This window comes from Faecalibacterium sp. HTF-F, assembly GCF_023347535.1.
Lineage (GTDB): Bacteria > Bacillota > Clostridia > Oscillospirales > Ruminococcaceae > Faecalibacterium > Faecalibacterium wellingii.
The window spans coordinates 2167239-2181777 of record NZ_CP094473.1 but is presented as its reverse complement, the minus strand read 5'-3'; the positions used below and the strand labels follow the sequence as shown (position 1 = coordinate 2181777).

13 protein-coding genes and 2 tRNA genes are annotated in these 14539 nt (G+C 58.5%); 10 read left to right on the top strand and 5 right to left on the bottom strand.

Annotated features, from left to right (window positions below; translation table 11 throughout):
• Nucleotides 1-162 precede the first annotated feature (162 nt).
• Both MTP37_RS10380 and MTP37_RS10375 read left to right on the top strand, forming a co-directional pair.
• A tRNA-Gln gene (locus MTP37_RS10380) sits at nt 163-236 on the top strand.
• A gap of 33 nt (nt 237-269) precedes the next feature.
• Nucleotides 270-345 (top strand) — tRNA-Pro (locus MTP37_RS10375).
• Between the two features lie 110 nt (nt 346-455).
• On the opposite strand, the gene MTP37_RS10370 is transcribed toward MTP37_RS10375, so the two are convergent.
• Complete coding sequence (locus tag MTP37_RS10370) at nt 456-1073, bottom strand: uridine kinase family protein (protein WP_249237208.1); 618 nt, start codon at nt 1071-1073, stop codon at nt 456-458.
• A gap of 329 nt (nt 1074-1402) precedes the next feature.
• On the opposite strand from MTP37_RS10370, the gene MTP37_RS10365 reads away from it, so the two are divergent.
• The 8 genes from MTP37_RS10365 (at nt 1403) to MTP37_RS10330 (ending at nt 9287) form a co-directional block, all read left to right on the top strand.
• A complete protein-coding gene (locus MTP37_RS10365) occupies nt 1403-1987 on the top strand; it encodes a DUF3793 family protein (RefSeq protein ID WP_249237207.1) in 585 nt (194 codons plus the stop codon).
• Between the two features lie 444 nt (nt 1988-2431).
• Nucleotides 2432-2647, top strand: a complete 216-nt coding sequence (locus MTP37_RS10360) for a FeoA family protein (protein ID WP_249237206.1) — start codon at nt 2432-2434, stop codon at nt 2645-2647.
• A gap of 82 nt (nt 2648-2729) precedes the next feature.
• Nucleotides 2730-2951, top strand: a complete 222-nt coding sequence (locus tag MTP37_RS10355; RefSeq protein ID WP_005944554.1) for a FeoA family protein — start codon at nt 2730-2732, stop codon at nt 2949-2951.
• A gap of 25 nt (nt 2952-2976) precedes the next feature.
• Nucleotides 2977-5175, top strand: a complete 2199-nt coding sequence (gene feoB, locus MTP37_RS10350; RefSeq protein WP_249237205.1) for a ferrous iron transport protein B — start codon at nt 2977-2979, stop codon at nt 5173-5175.
• A 29-nt stretch (nt 5176-5204) separates the two neighbouring features.
• Nucleotides 5205-5375 (top strand): FeoB-associated Cys-rich membrane protein, encoded by a 171-nt coding sequence (locus MTP37_RS10345; RefSeq protein ID WP_249237204.1) that lies wholly within the window; start codon nt 5205-5207, stop codon nt 5373-5375.
• A 107-nt stretch (nt 5376-5482) separates the two neighbouring features.
• A complete protein-coding gene (locus tag MTP37_RS10340; protein WP_249237203.1) occupies nt 5483-5887 on the top strand; it encodes a metal-dependent transcriptional regulator in 405 nt (134 codons plus the stop codon).
• Nucleotides 5884-7614 (top strand): ABC transporter ATP-binding protein/permease, encoded by a 1731-nt coding sequence (locus MTP37_RS10335; protein ID WP_249237202.1) that lies wholly within the window; start codon nt 5884-5886, stop codon nt 7612-7614. Before MTP37_RS10340 ends, MTP37_RS10335 begins: the two co-directional genes overlap by 4 nt.
• A gap of 2 nt (nt 7615-7616) precedes the next feature.
• Entirely contained in the window at nt 7617-9287 is a 1671-nt protein-coding gene (locus tag MTP37_RS10330; RefSeq protein WP_249237201.1) for an amino acid ABC transporter ATP-binding/permease protein, read from the top strand.
• Between the two features lie 66 nt (nt 9288-9353).
• Here MTP37_RS10330 and MTP37_RS10325 read toward each other — a convergent pair whose 3' ends face one another.
• The 4 genes from MTP37_RS10325 to MTP37_RS10310 form a co-directional block, all read right to left on the bottom strand.
• Entirely contained in the window at nt 9354-10391 is a 1038-nt protein-coding gene (locus tag MTP37_RS10325; protein WP_249237200.1) for an SGNH/GDSL hydrolase family protein, read from the bottom strand.
• A gap of 205 nt (nt 10392-10596) precedes the next feature.
• Entirely contained in the window at nt 10597-12333 is a 1737-nt protein-coding gene (locus tag MTP37_RS10320; protein WP_249237199.1) for a class I adenylate-forming enzyme family protein, read from the bottom strand.
• Nucleotides 12334-12551: 218 nt separating this feature from the next.
• Nucleotides 12552-13481, bottom strand: a complete 930-nt coding sequence (locus tag MTP37_RS10315; protein ID WP_249237198.1) for an ATP-binding cassette domain-containing protein — start codon at nt 13479-13481, stop codon at nt 12552-12554.
• Nucleotide 13482: 1 nt separating this feature from the next.
• Entirely contained in the window at nt 13483-14535 is a 1053-nt protein-coding gene (locus MTP37_RS10310) for an ABC transporter ATP-binding protein (protein WP_249237197.1), read from the bottom strand.
• Nucleotides 14536-14539 lie beyond the last annotated feature (4 nt).

The following is a 14539-nucleotide window of genomic DNA, read 5'->3' as shown; positions in this document are numbered from 1 at the left end:
AGAAGTGCAAAAAATTTACACGGTCCCACGGACTGTTTTTGCGGGCAGAGCAGATGGGAGAAAAGTTTTACGGAAAAAATAAAAAAATGGTTGACAAGCAAGACCCTTTCGAGTATAATATTCCCTGTCAGCAGCGCACAGCGTGGCAGACAAACAGAATAATGGGGATTTGCATAGTGGTAGTGCGGTAGACTCTGACTCTACTTGTGGGAGTTCGATTCTCTCATCCCCAACCAGAAAACCGCAGTCTCAACTGGCTGCGGTATTTTCGGGGCATAGCGCAGTTGGTAGCGCGCCTCGTTCGGGACGAGGAGGCCGTGGGTTCAAATCCCGCTGCTCCGACCATGACGGATATTCTTACAGCATCTGAGATGTTGCGGAATATCCGTCTTTTTTGTTTGCTGATTTGCTGGATAGCGATGCCACAGGGGCGCAGTTCACAACTGTGCCTTTTTTCACCGGCACATCATTCCTGCGCAGGCATTGGCTGCGGTCGTGTCCACCGCAAGATCTGCCGTTTCCTCAATGCGGTACTGGGCAAAGTAGCCCTCCTCCAGCGGGATCCACCGGGCGGCAAAATTGGCGTACCGCTCACCCTCCCGTGCCTGCAGGCGGCGGGTCTGCTCTTCTCTTGAGCAGGTGACAAAGACCCGCAGGGTCTCATACCCGGCCAACAGCGGGTGGTGGCTGTAGCTGCCCTCCAGAATGACCAGCGGCTGTGCGGCAAGCTCCTGCACAGGCTGGTATGCGCCTGCCCGGCAGGAGTAGGCGCGGTAGAGCACCGGCTGGCCTTCATAGGCCGGGCGCAGGGCTTCGTCCCGCAGACGGATAAGGTCCATGTTGGCGCAGGGTGTTTTTTCCCAGCCGCGTACACGCTGGGCGGGCGGCAGATAGAAATCGTCCGTGTGCAGGACGATGCTGGCCGGAAACTGCCGGGTCAGCCCGTCGGCAAGGGTGGTCTTGCCGCTGCCGCAGCGGCCATCCAGCGCCAGCACCAACGGCTTTGTGGGCTTCTGGGCCAGTGCGGCGGCGAGGATCGAGATCAGGCTTTCCGGTGTGATGTTCTGCGCCATGGGAAACATGCTCCTTTGAAAAAAGTTTTTTTTCATTATACCATACCGTACCTCAAAACGGTAGGATGCGCAAAAAACAGGCCGAAGCAAATAATGGTTTGCTATAAATAACTTTTTTGGAAAAAAGTGTTGACAATGCCCCCGGGCTGTGGTAAGATACAGTCACGTTAGAAATAACTAACCGCAAGAAACCAATCGGCAGGCCGAAGCCTTGATTGCTCCGCGCAAAGCCGCTTCTTTTTTGAAATCTGGGTTAGAAACATCTAACTTATAAACACGGTGCATCCGGGAAACAATAGCCCGGAGAAACAAGGCGGGAGGGCACAGACATGGAACGCAATTTTGAAACGGTCATGATCGAACAGTGTGCCCCGGTGCTGGCCAGCCTGAAACCGGCGGGCCTGTTCCGCTACGAGACCCGCGACTGCGCCGACCTTGCACGCCGCGTGAAAAACTGGAATGTCCAGCTTCAGCCCAAGGGCCTGCGGGTGCGGGTGCTCAAGGGCTGCGTGCGCAACCACCGGTATCTTGTGTACGTCTACCGCGAAAGCAGGCTGTCTGCTGTACTGGCAGACGAAAAGGTGCAGAGCTTCCTGCGGCAGGAGGGATACCGTCTGCCGGAAGCGGGGGAACCGCTGGATGTGGGCGGCATGCTCACCCAGCTCTCCCGCCGGCTGTGCTGCTCGGAGGATTTTCCCCATGAGATCGGGGTGTTCCTTGGCTATCCGCTGGGGGATGTGGTGGGCTTTATCGAGAACCGCGGCAAGAACTTTACCTGCTGCGGCTGCTGGAAGTCCTACGGCGACCCGGATGCAGCGCAGAAGCACTTTGACCAGCTGAGCAAATGCACAGCTGTCTATCTGCGGCTGTTCCACAGCGGAACGCCCATTCTCCGCCTTGCCGTGGCGGCTTGATGTTGTCATTCTCTTTTCAAATACTCTCTTTTTATCCTGGCGCCTGCCGGTGTCCACGCACCGGCAGGAAAGAAATCCTCCTTTTGACACGCGGCCGCGCGGTGCAGAATGACCACTGTACCGTGCGGCTGTGTCATTTGCTGCAAAAGAGCACAGCAGGAGTAGGGAAAAGCCTTGTGATAGTTTACAAGATGCCGCCAAAAAAGAACGAGAAAATGTAAACAATGGCTAACTTTGATTCAATAATTTGAGTTAGTTATTGTTGATTGTGGTGAAAAAACGGAAAAACTCGGGCAGAAAAATTGTTTGTTCATATGAACTAACTTTTAAATATGAAAAAACTATTGACATAAAAGGTTAGTAAGCGTAAACTATCCACGTTGGTAGTTGCGGCTGACTAACCGCAGCGATATCCCAGATTCAAACAAGAAGGGAAGCGGAAGTATGATGCCTTTGACAATGGCAAAAGCAGGAGAGACCGTCACCATCAAAAAGATCACCGGCAAGGACGAGATCCGGCTGCATCTGGCAGAGCTGGGTTTTGTGGTGGACAGTGAGGTAACGGTCGTCAACGAGATCGCAGGCAACCTGATCCTGCAGGTCAAGGAGAGCCGCATCGCGCTGGACAAGACGATGGCAAACCGTATCATGATTGGCTGAACAGTGCCCCGGCGCTGTTTGGGAGCTGCTCCGAAACTGGAATAGTCTCTCTATAAAGACAAGCAGAGGAGGATGGTTAAGAATGAAAACTCTGAAAGACGTAAAGGTCGGCGAGACCGCTACTGTGGCAAAGCTGCACGGTGAAGGCCCGGTCAAGCGCCGCATCATGGACATGGGCATCACCAAGGGTGTCGAGATCTATGTCCGCAAGGTGGCACCTCTGGGCGACCCCATGGAGCTGACCGTGCGCAACTACGAGCTGAGCGTGCGCAAGGCCGATGCTGAAATGATCGAAGTAGTCTGATCCCAAAGGGAGGAAGGATTAAGCAATGAGCATTAAAATTGCACTTGCCGGCAACCCGAACTGCGGTAAAACGACCCTGTTCAACAATCTGACCGGCTCCAACCAGTATGTCGGCAACTGGCCCGGCGTTACGGTGGAAAAGAAGGAAGGTAAGCTGAAGGGCGATAAGGATGTTATCATTCAGGACCTGCCCGGCATCTACTCTCTGTCTCCGTACACGCTGGAAGAGGTCGTCTCCCGTACCTATCTGGTCAAGGAGAAGCCCGACGCCATCCTGAACATCATCGACGGCACCAACATCGAGCGCAACCTGTACCTGACCACCCAGCTGATCGAGCTGGGCATCCCGGTGGTCATGGCGGTGAACATGATCGATCTGGTGCGCAAGAACGGCGATAAGATCGACCTGAAGAAGCTGAGCGCAGAGCTGGGCTGTCAGGCGGTGGAGATCAGCGCACTGAAGGGCGAGGGCACCGAGGCCGCTGCAAAGGCTGCTGTGGCTGCCGCCAAGGCTACCAAGGCCGGCGAGCTGCCTCACGTGTTCACCGGCAGCGTGGAGCACGCCATTGCCCACATCGAAGAGTCCATTCAGGGCAAGGTGGATGACCGCTTCCTGCGCTGGTACGCTGTCAAGCTGTTCGAGCGCGACGACAAGGTGCAGGATGAGCTGAAGCTGGACAAGACCCTGATGGATCACATCGATCAGCACATCAAGGATTGCGAGACCGAGCTGGACGACGATGCAGAGAGCATCATCACCAACCAGCGCTATGCATACATCAACACCGTGGTGGGCAAGGCTGTCAAGAAGAAGGCCCGCGTGGAGCACCTGACCGTTTCCGATAAGATCGACCAGATCGTGACCAACCGTATTCTGGCTCTGCCCATCTTCGCACTGGTCATGTACCTGATGTACTCTCTGTCCATGGGTACCTCCATTGCAGACGGCGGCTGGGCCATCGGTACTTTTGCCACCGACTGGACCAACGATGTTCTGTTCGGTGAGATCGTTCCCAATGCTCTGGGCGGCTTGCTGGAGAGCATCGGCGTGGCAGGCTGGCTGTACGGCCTGATTATGGACGGCATCGTTGCCGGTGTCGGCGCAGTTCTGGGCTTCGTTCCCCAGATGCTGGTGCTGTTCTTCCTGCTGTCCATTCTGGAGGATGTGGGCTATATGTCCCGTGTCGCCTTCATCATGGACCGTATCTTCCGCAAGTTCGGCCTGTCCGGTAAGAGCTTCATCCCTGTTCTGGTGGGCACCGGCTGCGGCGTCCCGGGCGTCATGGCATCCCGTACCATCGAGAACGAGCGCGACCGCCGCATGACCATCATGACCACCTGCTTCATCCCCTGCGGCGCAAAGATGCCCATCATCGGCCTCATCGCAGGTGCGATGTTCGGCGGTTCTTCTCTGGTGGCTGTCTCTGCTTACTTCATTGGCATGGCTGCCATCATCTGCTCCGGCGTGATCCTGAAGAAGACCAAGCTCTTCGCAGGTGATCCCGCTCCCTTCGTGATGGAGCTGCCCGCATACCATGTGCCTGCATGGGGCAACGTGTTCCGTGCAACCTGGGAGCGCGGCTGGTCCTTCATCAAGCGCGCAGGCTCCGTCATTCTGGCCGCTACCGTTGTGCTGTGGTTCATGCAGGGCTTCGGCTTCGAGAACGGTGCCTTCGGTATGGTCGAGGATCAGGACAACTCCGTGCTGGCTGCTATCGCTACCAAGGTCGCATGGATCTTTGCTCCTCTGGGCTTCGGCAACTGGCGTGCAACCGTCGCTTCCGTCTCCGGCCTGATCGCAAAGGAGAACGTGGTTGGTACCTTCGGTGTTCTGTATCACTTCGGCGGCGAGCTGTCTGAGAACGGCGATGAGATCTGGGCTGCTGTTGCGCAGGACTACACCGCTCTGTCGGCTTACGCCTTCATGATCTTCAACCTGCTGTGCGCTCCCTGCTTCGCTGCAATGGGCGCCATCAAGCGCGAGATGAACAACGGCAGATGGACGGCCATCGCCATTGGTTATATGTGTGCTCTGGCTTACTGCGCAGCTCTGGTGGTTTACCAGCTTGGCGGCCTGATCACCGGCGAGGTTGGCTTCAACTTCTTTACCATCGTGGCGGCTGTGGTTCTGGCTTGCTTTATTTACCTGCTGGTTCGTCCCAACAAGTACACCGGCGACAACGAGGTCAAGATCGACGTTTCCAAGATCACTGCAAACAAGTAAGCTTCGTCTGCTGAAAGGAGAGATGCTTTATGATGGAATTTCTGGCAGCAAACTTTAATCTGCCTACGATCATTGTGGCAGTCATCGTGTTTGGCGGTGTGGGCTGGATCACATGGCACTCTCACAAGCATGGCGGCTGCGGTGGCTGCGGCGAGGGCGGCTGCAATGGTAATTGCGGCGGCTGCAGCGGCTGTCACTGATCGGTAAAAACCGCAAGGGGCGCGGGCTGGAACTTTCGGCTCGCGCCCTTTTTTCAAAAGAAAAAAGTTAGCCTTGAGTAACATCAAAACGAAAGAGAGTGATCGGGATGGAACTTACGTCGGCGCATCTGCGCTATCTGCTGGCGATCTACGAGGTCTCCCAGACCCATCTGGATATCAGCTCCCGCAGCATTGCGGAAAAGCTGGGGGTCACCAAGCCCTCGGTGGTGCGCATCATGAACCTGCTTATGGAGCATGGCATGATCGTAAAGGAGCATTACGGCAAGATCTATATGACCGACCGGGGCATCTGGGTGGCAAAGCAGGTGGACCGGCAGCTGAAAACAATCCTGACCCATTTCCCGCCGGTCAGCGAGCCGCTGTCAGAGGCGGAACGCTTTGCGGCGGCGCTGGCCATGACCAGTGCATTGCCGGAGCGCATCTTTACCGGCGAATATGAGCGTCTGTTCGGAACAGCGGCGGATGACGCAGAAGTGGAGAAAGCCCAGTGATCAACAAAAAATTGCTGTCCTTTGACCGCGGTGCGCTGCGGTATGTGGAGCTGAATGTGCTGTTCCAGTGGCTGGGAATGCTGTGCAATGTGGTGTTTGTAAAGGCTGTTGCGGGGCTCATCGGTGCTGCCTTTGCGGGTAGCCTGACCAGCGCCCTGCTGTGGCAGCAGCTGGTGCTGTGCCTTGCTACGGTGCCGCTGCGCTTTGCCTGCACCATGCTGGCCTCCGGCATGAGCGACTGGGCGTCCAAAAACGTCAAGCGCACCCTGCGCAGCAGCATCTACGCAAAGCTTGCCCGCCTTGGCCCCAGCTACACCGAGACGGCGGCCACCAGCGAGGTGGTGATGCTGGCCAGCGAAGGCGTGGAGCAGATCGATACCTATTTTGCAAAGTACCTGCCGCAGCTGTTCTACAGCCTGCTGGCTCCTGTTACCCTGTTCGCGCTGCTGGTGGGTGTGCACGCACGGTCTGCCATCATCCTGCTGTGCTGCGTGCCGCTGATCCCCATGTCCATCGTAGCGGTGCAGAAGTTTGCCAAAAAGCTGCTGGCGAACTACTGGGGCGAGTACACCACCCTTGGCGACAGCTTTCTGGAGAACATTCAGGGCCTGACCACCCTGAAGATCTATCAGGCAGACGGCTGGAAGCACGAGCAGATGAACGCGCAGGCTGAGCGCTTCCGCAGGATCACCATGAAGGTGCTCACCATGCAGCTGAACTCGGTGACACTGATGGACCTGATGGCCTACGGCGGTGCGGGCCTTGGCATCATCAGCGCGGTGGCTGCCTTTGCGGCAGGCCGGCTGACCCTGACCGCCACATTGACCATCGTGCTGCTGGCGGCAGACTTCTTCCTGCCGCTGCGGCTGCTGGGCAGCTACTTCCACATTGCCATGAACGGCGCCGCTTCGGCAGAAAAGATCTTCCGGCTGCTGGCAGCGGAAGAGCCCGCCGACGGCGACCGCCTGCCCGGCGAAAACACCACCCTGCAGCTGGATCATGTCACCTTTGGCTACGAGAAAGACCGCACCATTCTGAAGGATGTATCGCTCACCATCCCGCAGGGCAGCTTTGTCTCGCTGGTGGGCGAGAGCGGCTGCGGCAAAAGTACGATCGCAGCGCTGCTGTCCGGCAGCCGCACCGGCTATACCGGCAGCGTGACGCTGGGCGGCGTGCCGGTGCAGGAGCTGCAGCAGGAACAGCGCCTGCGCACCCTGACGCTGGTGCCCCACAACGCCGCCATCTTCAAAGGTGCGGTGGAGAGCAATCTGCGCATGGCAAAGCCGGATGCCACCGAAACAGAGCTGTGGAACGCACTGGAACAGGTGAATCTGGCCGATTTCTGCCGCAGCCAGAACGGCCTGCAGACCGCCTTGCATGAGGGCGGCAGCAATCTTTCCGGCGGTCAGCGCCAGCGCCTTGCCATGGCGCGGGCCCTGCTGCATGATACGCCCATCTACCTCTTCGACGAGGCTACCTCCAACGTGGATGCAGAGAGCGAGAACGACATCATGCAGGCCATCCACAGCCTTGCCGGGAAAAAGACGATCATCCTGATCTCCCACCGTCTGGCAAACGTGGTGCACAGCGACTGCATCTATGCAATGAGCAATGGCCGCGTGACCGAACAGGGCACCCACGCCGAGCTGCTGGCAAAGCAGGGGGCTTACAGCCGCCTGTATCTGGCACAGCGGCAGCTGGAAACACTGGAAGAGGAGGATGCCTGAGCATGAACAAGAGCAATCATCGCAGCCCCTTTGCCATTGTGGGACGGCTTATCGTACTGGTAAAGCCCATGCTGCCCGTTATGCTGGCGGCGATCGTGATGGGGGTGGCAGGCCATTTCTGCGCCACCTTCATTACGATCTTCGGCGGCTTTGGCATCCTGCGTGCGCTGGGGCTTGCAAGCCCGGTGAGGACTGTGGGCACGGCCTTTGCCTGCATTCTGGTGTTTGCGCTGCTGCGCGGCGTTCTGCGCTACGCAGAGCAGGCGTCCAACCACTACATTGCCTTTAAGCTGCTGGCCCTGATCCGCGATAAGGTGTTCGGGGCGCTGCGCCGCCTGACCCCTGCAAAGCTGGAAGGCCGTGACCGCGGCGACCTGATCTCGCTCATCACCGCCGACATCGAGGCACTGGAGGTGTTCTACGCCCACACCATTTCGCCCATCTGCATCGCGTGCATCTGCGTCATCGGCATGACGGGCTTTGTGGGCAGCTGGCACATCCTGCCTGCGCTGGTGCTGCTGGCGGGCTATCTGCTGGTGGGCGCGGCCCTGCCCATCTGGAGCGCAAAGCGCGGCGACCGTGCCGCCCGGGAGTACCGTCAGGCACTGGCCGATACCAACAGCTATGTGTTGGAAAGCCTGCGGGGCCTGAAGGATACCTTGCAGTATCAGGACACCGCAGCCCGTGCCGAGGGCATCACGGCCCACAGTGAGACGCTGGGCGAAAAACAGAAGTCCCTCAAGTACCGCGAGGGCCTGACCGTGGCCCTGACCAATACCCTGATCCTGCTCACGGTGCTGGCCGTGCTGGGCACCAGCCTGAGCCTTTACCAGAGCGGCAGACTGGGTGCCGAGGGAGTGCTGGTGTGCACCCTTTCGGCCCTGAGCTCCTTTGGCCCGGTGGTGGCACTGGCAAACCTTGGTGTGGGCCTGACGCAGGTGTTCGCCAGCGCCGACCGTGTTCTGGACCTGCTGGAGGAAGAGCCTGTCACTGCGGATGTGACCGATGGCACAGACACCGCCTTTGCGGGTGCTGCGGCAGAGCAGGTGAGCTTTGCCTATGCAGAGGAAGAAATCCTGCATGACCTGAGCCTGACCATTCCGGAAAAGAAGATCGTGGGCATCACGGGCCGTTCGGGCAGCGGAAAGTCTACCTTCCTGCGGCTGCTGATGCGATTCTGGGATGTGTCCGGCGGCAGCATCCGCTTTGGAGAACAGGACATCCGCCGAGTGAACACCGCCGCCCTGCGTGCGCAGGAGAGCCTTGTGACCCAGGAGACCGAACTGTTCGATGACACCATCGAGAACAACATCCGCATTGCAAAGCGGGATGCCACCCGGGAAGAGGTGGAAGCGGCCTGCAAAAAAGCTGCACTGGATGGCTTCATCCGCAGCCTGCCCAAGGGCTATGACACCCCGGTGGGTGAGCTGGGCGGTGCCCTTTCCGGCGGCGAGCGTCAGCGCATCGGTGTGGCGCGTGCGTTCCTGCACGATGCGCCGTTTCTGCTGCTGGACGAGCCTACCTCCAATCTGGACAGCCTGAACGAGGGGGTCATCCTCAAGGCTGTGCGGGCAGAGTGCAAAGACAAAACGGTGCTGCTGGTCTCCCACCGAAAGTCTACCATGGCGGCGGCAGACATCAGCTTTTCGGTGGAAAGCGGCCGCCTGAGCTGAAAACGGGTTCTACAAAGAAACAGCCGGCCTCCTGTGCGGAGGCCGGCTGTTTTTGGTCATAGAGAATTACTGGATCGCATTCAGGATCTGCTGTGCAATGTACTTGTGGCCTTTGACGGTGGGGTGGCCGTCCGCAGCGGTCTGGGTGCGGGGAATGTCCACATAGATCAAGCCTTCCTGTGCGGCAAGGTCTTTGGCAAAGCGGTTCAGTTTGCTGAAGTAGCGGTTCCATGCGGGCAGCAGAGGCACCGGATTGGTGTAGCCCAGCAGCACGATTTTGGCATCCGGGTTCAGTGCGCGGATACTGGCCACGATCTGCGGCAGGCTGTTGGTCACATTGGTATAGGCTTGATCGCAGATCTCATCCATGCCGCGGAACAGCAGGCGGTTGGTGGCGCGGCTCTCGTCAAAGGTAAGGGTCATACGGTTCAGCGCTTTGAGGAAGAGCCCCAGCTTCTGGAAGTTGAAATCACGCAGGGCACCGCTGACCATCAGCCCGGCCAGCTGCTCACTCTTCCAGTTGGTGGCCTCGCCCAGACCTACGATGCAGGGCACCAGCGCGTCGTTGGAGCCGATCTGGATGGAAATGATATCGGCCTTGCGCAGATATTCCTGATATTCCGGGTAGACGTAGTACGAGCCGGAAGCCTGATTCATCTTGGGCATGGCGCTGTTCTGCACCATATCCAGCATGTCAGGGCTCATCAGGCTGGGCAGGCCCAGATTGATGGCGTGCTGGCGGTCCAGCCCAAGGCCCTTGCCCACAAGGGCGGTATAGCACTGGGAAGAGTAGCCCTCGAAGTTTGGCCGGAGATCGTAGCCGATCTGGGCGATGTTGTATTTCATATCGGCAAGGCCGACACCGGAGGTGATGCTGTCGCCCAGCGCCACATAGGTGAGCTGCGGCTCCGGCTCGCCGGCTGTCTGGGCATCGGCGGGCAGGGCAGTCTCCTGCTCGGCAGGCGCTGCAGTCTGCCCCTGCTGCACTTCTGCTGCTTCGGCGGCAGGCAGCTCCGTCTGTTCGTCGGCAGCAAATGCAGGCATGGCCAGCAGCACAAGCGCTGCCGCTGCGGCCAGAAAGCTGGCAAATTTTTTGTTTTTCATTGTGATTCCTTCTTTCCGGAATGACTGCACCTGTGCGGCACAGCTGTTGTCTCTATGATAAGATGGAAAGTAAAAATTGTCAACTGACAAAATTCAAAAAATTGCGGTCATCGCTGCGCCCGTATTCTGCGGTTTCTCCCATACAAAAAAGCTCTCCCTTGCGGGAGAGCTCAGTGTCTGAAAAATTACAGGGTGATGTTCAGGATCAATAATCGCGGGGAGTGATCTCTTCCTCCAGCTTGCGGTAGTCCACCTTGCCAACGGGGGTCATCGGCATTTCGCTGATGAACTTGTAGCTCACCGGCTGCACGTACTCCGGCAGCTCTTCCTTGCACAGCTGGCGCAGCTCGCGCACGATCTGGCGCTTCTTTTTGTCGGCCTCCGGGTCCAGCACCACGTAGACGAAGGGCAGGCGACCCTGCACATGGTCCTTGTCGGTGCAGCCCACCACCGAGCACTGATGCACAGCCGGATGGCGGCTGATGACGTTCTCGATCATGGACGGGAACACCTTGAAGCCATCGTGACGGATGATCATGCGCTTGATGCGGGAGTCCAGATACACAAAGCCGTCCTCGTCCATGTAGCCGACATCGCCGGTGTGTGCCCAGATCTGGCCGTCTGCATGGCGGCGCAGGATCATATCGGTCTCATCGGGCTTGTTGTAGTAGCCCTTCATGACGGTGGGGGTGCAGATGCAGATCTCGCCGCGCTCCCCGATGGGCAGCTCGGTCTCGGTGCCGGGCTCGAAGATGGACACCACCGTATTCAGCATGGGGATGCCCACGCTGCCGGGCTTGGTCACATTGCCGGCGGCAACGGTAGCGGCAGAAGCGACTTCGGTCATGCCGTAGCCCTTGGCCAGCGGATACTCCACGTTGTGTGCCTTCAGGAACTCGTTCACGGTCAGCTCAGCGCCCAGCGGTAGCGAGTCGCCGCCAGCGGCATAGTTGCGGATGAAGGAGAGATCCTTCTTCTTCTTGAGCAGCGGAGATGCTGCCATCTGCTGGTAGTGAGCCGGAACGCCGAACATGTGCTCGGGCTTGTGCTTCCAGATCAGTGCCCCCAGCTTGTCGGGGTCCAGATTGGGGATGATGACAACGTGCAGGCCCATGACCAGCGGCATATGCACGCCGCAGGCATAGCCGTAGGCAATGAACGGAGGCATGACGTTCATCAGCTTCTGGCCGCGGCAGAACAGGTTGCTCTGGGCAATGAATTCGTGGGCCAGAGAGTTGAAGCTGTCGTCGGTCAGCATAACGCCCTTGGGCGAACCGGTGGTGCCGCCGGTGTGCACCACCACGCAGGCGTGCTGCGGGTCGTAGGGTTCGGCGTTCATGCTCTGATTCTTGCCCTGTGCAATAAAGTCCTTCCAGTGGATCACGTTGGACTTGTAGCGGTTCTTATCGGGGTTGGTCAGCTTGTAGCCGACGGCCAGATGCAGCGGCAGGGAGTCTGCGGGGCTGATGACCAGAACACGCTCCACATTGGTGCGCTTTTCTGCCTTGTGGCAGCGCTCATAGGTCACATTCAGGCAGATCAGCAGGCGGGAATCCACCTCCTCGATGTACTCGTGGATGCCCTCAACGCTGTAGCGCGGGTCCACCAGATTCAGCGTTGCGCCGATCATATCGACAGCGTAGAAGGCGTAGATCACCTCGGGGGTCATCACACTGACAACGGTGATGATGTCGCCCTTCTTCACGCCGAGAGCACGGAAGGCGGCAGCGGTTTTCTTGACATTCACAAAGAGGTCTGCAAAGGTGAATTTACGGCCATAATACTCCAGAGCGGTCTCGCTCAGATGGTTCTTGTTCTGATGGCAGAGATACTCAAAGGCGCTGCACTTGGGAAGAGGCATGTCGATGTATTTCTGGTCATAGTACTTCAGCCAGGGCTTCGCAGTGGACGCATAGAGCGGTTCACGCTGTTCAGTAGTCATAGAATAAAGTCCTCTTTTCTTTCTTCTTTTCATTGCTAAAAGCCGACAGCTTTGCAAGAAAGATGAAAGCCGCCGGTCAGAACACTCTAATAACTCAAAAATTAGAATCAATGATGCAGTCTCTATTGTAGTGGAGCCGCCTGAGAATGTCAAGAAATAAACTATGAACGTTGCGTAAAAGTGCCGTAAAACAACGATTTCTCCCGAAATGTCGGGGGTCAGCGCGGCAGCCACTGCTCCGCTTCGGCGGCGCTGCACAGCACAAAATGTTCAGGCCGCAGTTCGCGCCACTGGGGGGTCTCTCTGGAGTAGTCGTGCATGGCGGGGTCGTAGACCAGCAGCTTTTTCTGCCGCTCCCGGCGGGGGTCCGGCATGGGAATGGCGGAAAGCAGGCTGCGGGTGTAGGGGTGGATGGCATGGGCCGTCAGCTCTTCGGCCCCGGCCAGCTCCACGATGCGGCCCTTGTGGATCACGGCGATGCGGTCGGAGATGTAGCGCATCACGGACAGGTCGTGGGCGATGAATAGATAGGTGATGCCGCGTTCTTTTTGTAAATGGCGCAAAAGGTTCAGCACCTGCGCGCGGATGGACATATCCAGTGCGCTGATGGGCTCATCGGCAACGATGAACTCCGGCTCCACGATCAGCGCCCGGGCGATACCGATGCGCTGGCGCTGCCCGCCGGAAAACTCGTGAGGAAAGCGGGAAGCAAATTCCGGCAGCAGGCCCACGTCCCGCAAAGCCTGCCTTACCCGCTCCTCCCGCTGGGCGGCGGTGAGGTCGGGCCGGACGTTCTGCAGGCCCTCGCCCACGATGTAGCTCACCTTGGCGCGTTCATTCAGCGAGGACTGCGGGTCCTGAAAGATCATCTGGATCTCCTTGATGATCTGCCGGTCCAGCTGATGGCTGATCCTGCCGTTGATCTTCTGGCCTTTATAGAGGATGTCACCGCCGGAGGTGGGCAGGATGCGCAGGATGGCCCGGCCGATGGTGGTCTTGCCGCTGCCGCTCTCGCCCACAAGGCCGAAGGTCTCGCCCTTATAAATTTTAAAGCTGGCGTCCTGCACGGCATGATAGGTGCTGCGGCCGGAGCCGTAGGTCACGTTCAGGTGGTTCACTTCCACAAGAACTTCGCGTTCATTTTCCATCTTACAGCCCCTCCTCTCGCAGCATTTTCACCGCAGCCGGCGGCTCGACTCTGGGTGCCCGCGGGTCCAGCAGCCATGTTTTGGCCTTGTGGGTGGGGGATACGGTAAAGTAAGGCGGGCGCCTGACAAAATCGATCTTGAGCGCCTGCGGGTTGCGGGGCGCAAAGGCGTCGCCGCGGATCTCCGCAAACAGGTTCGGCGGTGTGCCCACGATGTTGAACAGGTCCTCGCCCTTCACGCCCATCTGGGGCATACTGGACAGCAGTGCCCATGTATAGGGGTGGCGGGGGTCGTAGTAGATCTCGTCGGCGGTGCCGATCTCCACGATGTCGCCCGCGTACATCACGGCGACCCGGTCGGCAATGTTGGCCACCACGCCAAGGTCGTGGGTGATGAGCAGGATGGTCAGATCGTACTTGACCTGCATTTTTTTGAGCAGCTGCAAAATCTGGGCCTGAATGGTCACGTCCAGTGCGGTGGTGGGCTCATCGCAGATCAGAATTTTGGGGCTGCAGGCCGCTGCAATGGCGATCACCACCCGCTGGCGCATCCCGCCGGAGAACTCGTGCGGGTACTGCTTAAAGCGCTTTTCCGGCTCCGAGATGCCCACATCCCGCAGGTATCCCAGCGTCTTTTCCCTTGCGGCAGCGCCCTTCAGGCCCTGATGCAGGGTGACGGCTTCCATGATCTGTGCCCCGATGGTCTTCAGCGGGTTCAGGCTGGTCATGGGGTCCTGCATGACCATGGCGATCTCACGGCCGCGTACCCGCAGCCAGTCCTTTTCGGTTCTGAGGTCAGAAAGGCGCAGCGGCTTGCCGTCCGCCATGCCGTAGTAATCGATGGTGCCCCCGGTGATGGAGCCGTTGGCGTCCAGAAGGCCCATGATACTCTTGGTGAACACGCTCTTGCCGGAGCCGCTCTCGCCCACGATGGCGAGCACTTCGCCCTGATAGAGGTCGAGGTCGATGCCCCGGATGGCATGCAGCACTTTTCCACGCAGATCGAACTGGATGTTGACATCTTTTGCGGAGAGAATGAGCGGGTGATGTTCCATGATA